This window comes from Parabacteroides sp. An277, assembly GCF_002159645.1.
Taxonomy (GTDB): domain Bacteria; phylum Bacteroidota; class Bacteroidia; order Bacteroidales; family Tannerellaceae; genus Parabacteroides.
Window position 1 is genome coordinate 1 of sequence record NZ_NFJB01000076.1, and the last position, 2,808, is coordinate 2,808.

Sequence of the window (2,808 nt, forward strand, 5' to 3'; positions counted from 1 at the left end):
GTTGGGGAAGAGGCTCATAAAAGTATTATAAACAACAAATTTAAAAAGAAAGAATATGAAAAAGATCATATTATCAGTGGCTGTTGTTGCAACAGCGGCTATCGCTGGGGTTAATTATTTACACAGTCAGAAAAATGTGGAAATATCGGACTTGACAATAGAAAATGTCGAAGCCCTTGCTGGTTGTGAAGTAAGTTCACAAACTCTTTTAAATAAGGGAGTTTGTGTAAAAAAAGTAAATTCATCAGAAGATGTCTGCGTTGAAAGTAGTAGCATGTCTGGAAGTGCTTGTAGTGGAACCATTTAAAACAAAAAGGGATGTATCTTTAAAGGGTACATCCCTCTTATAAGAAAAATGAAAACGTTTTTATATTTATTGATAGGATTAGTTTGTTTCTGCCAATGTGCTGACAATAAATCCAAAATCAGAAATGATTATGAGCTGGAAGAATTGGAGGATAAATGTTTTGTGTTAGACGAAAATACGATTCAGACATCCAGTAGCTTTCAATACATATCTGAAAAGGATTGGTTTTGTTTCATAAATGAGCCGGATAATAGCATTACTATTAATGATTTTAATACAGGGAAATTCATAAAGAAAATATACTTTGACAAAGAAGGAAGTAACGGTGTAGGTACTATATCAAGTTTCTGCATAAAAGATTCCCTCATATATTTGCACCATCATTGGAATCGAATGTTGTATATTACCAATCTCAATGCCCATGTATTGCAGCGGATTCCCATAGATTTAGATGATTTTTATAAACAAGGGATAACTTTACCATCCATTTTACCAAGTGAAAGTTCTCCCATTCAAATTGTCAAAGATAAATTAGTATTAACAGGATTCCAATGGCATAAAGAAGGGACAGAAGAAACAGGACAAAATATGCCATCAACCGTATTATATGACTTAGACAAACAAAGATTCGAATTAACTAATGGATACCCTGAGTTATATCATAAAGGACAATGGGGATTTAACTTACGAATGATTTATTATACAGTCAATGAAAAAGATGAAATAGTTGTAAGTTATCCGGCAAGCGATTCTATTTTTGTCAATGATTTGAATGGATATATAATAAGTTATTATGCAGGTTTAAAGAATGGAAACGGTATAAAACCAATAGCACGTAATCTTGATCCCAGAGATTATAGCCAAGATAAGGAACTTGAACATTACATGAAAAATACTGTTTACAGTGCCTTGTTGTATGATAGGGAACGAGAACTCTACTATAGACTTGTTTCATTACCTACAGAGATAAACAAAAGCAATAAAGAAAATCCTTATAATAAGAAATTGCAGTTTATTATTTTGGATAAAAACTACCAAGAAGTAGGCTTAGTAGATTTGCCTGAATATGTATATTGGTCAGCCCGTATTTTTATTTCAAAAGAAGGAATCCATATACAAATTCCTTCTGATAACGACGATATCATGAGATTCAAAACATTTAAAGTAAAAAAGAAGAAATGAAGCGTATTATATTTATATTCTGGAGTGTGATATCTCTATTTAGCTGCAGTTTAAATAAAGACTATACCAGACAAGTAGAAGCCAAATTGAAGGATTTGGATAATAATCCTATCGGTTCGTATTCTTTCATTATTATTATTCCAGAAGAAGGATGTTCAGGCTGTATCTCAGAGGCTGAAGATTTCTATATGAATAATAAAGAGCGGCAAGATTTATTCTTTATATTTACTAACATATCTTCTATCAAATCGATAAAACTACGCGTTGGAAAAGATATAAAAGACAAAAAGAATGTCTTTTTAGATTTAGATAATGACTTTTTATCAGAACAATTTAATGAGAACATCTACCCTATCGTGTTTGATATCAGAAACAAAGACAATATAACATATCGTTTCTTAGAACCAGGAATTGATTTACAAATCAAATCACCAAAAGAATGAAAACATTACTATTATTGTGTGCTGTTTTATTTTGCGCTTGTCATGAAACAAAAGAAGAGTATGTGGAACATTTGACCAAAAAATGGCAAGGTAAAGAGGTTAAATTTCCAGAAAATCCAATATTTACCCGTTTTATCAACGATACGGTAGATTATCAGACTTCAGCAACAAGATATAAAATAGTGATATATGTAGATTCTATGGGTTGTATGAGTTGTAAACTTCAACTGCCCAGATGGAAAGAATTTATGGCCCAAGTGGATTCAGTTTGCAATAAGCACATACCTTTTCTGTTTTTCTTTCAAATAGAAAACAAAAAAGAATTGAGTTACAATATGGAACGTGACAAATTTACTCTTCCTGTTTGTATAGATACCGAAGACCGCTTCAATAAGCTAAACAATTTCCCCAGCGAAATGATGTTCCAAACGTTCCTGCTGGATAAAGACAACAAGGTAATAGTTATCGGCAATCCCATTCATAACCTAAAAGAAAGGAATTTATACCTACAAAAGATTGCGGGTATAACTATAAATAAATTGTCTGAAACCTTCATTGCCACCGACCAAGAAGAATATGATATGGGCATAGTGGGTAAAGAAGAAACGAAAGCGCAACAAGTGATCCTACGAAATAACGGTACGGAAATCTTTAAATTGAAAGGTATCACTACATCCTGCGAGTGTACGACCACCGAACAAGATTGGGAAGAAATCGCCCCAGGCGAAACAGCTACACTAACGGTCTATTACAAAGCCGAACAACCTGGCGATTTCTACCGTACCGTCACGATTTATGGGAATGTGCCGGGGGAATCGCTCACTTTGTCGTTGGTGGGGAAGGTTGAATGAAAAAACGATGAACATGTCATCCTCT

4 protein-coding genes are annotated in these 2,808 nt (G+C 33.5%); all 4 read left to right on the plus strand.

Going from position 1 to position 2,808, the window contains the following annotated elements; genetic code table 11:
* The first annotated feature begins 55 nt into the window (after positions 1-55).
* Genes B5F77_RS15300 through B5F77_RS15315 form a run of 4 tightly spaced genes read left to right on the plus strand, consistent with a single transcriptional unit; the run spans position 56 to position 2,783 of the window.
* Positions 56-307 carry an NVEALA domain-containing protein gene (locus B5F77_RS15300; RefSeq protein WP_087332321.1) on the plus strand — a complete coding sequence of 84 codons (252 nt, stop codon included), beginning with the start codon at positions 56-58 and terminating at the stop codon, positions 305-307.
* A gap of 48 nt (positions 308-355) precedes the next feature.
* The gene (locus B5F77_RS15305) at positions 356-1,489 is read left to right on the plus strand and encodes a DUF4221 family protein (RefSeq protein ID WP_087332323.1); all 1,134 of its coding nucleotides are present in this window, start codon (positions 356-358) and stop codon (positions 1,487-1,489) included.
* Positions 1,486-1,932, plus strand: coding sequence for a hypothetical protein (locus tag B5F77_RS15310; RefSeq protein ID WP_087332325.1), 447 nt, complete (start codon positions 1,486-1,488; stop codon positions 1,930-1,932). The genes B5F77_RS15305 and B5F77_RS15310 overlap by 4 nt, the downstream gene beginning before the upstream one ends.
* On the plus strand, positions 1,929-2,783 hold the full coding sequence (locus B5F77_RS15315) for a DUF1573 domain-containing protein (RefSeq protein WP_087332327.1): 855 nt from the start codon (positions 1,929-1,931) through the stop codon (positions 2,781-2,783). The genes B5F77_RS15310 and B5F77_RS15315 overlap by 4 nt, the downstream gene beginning before the upstream one ends.
* The last annotated feature ends 25 nt before the right edge of the window (positions 2,784-2,808 follow it).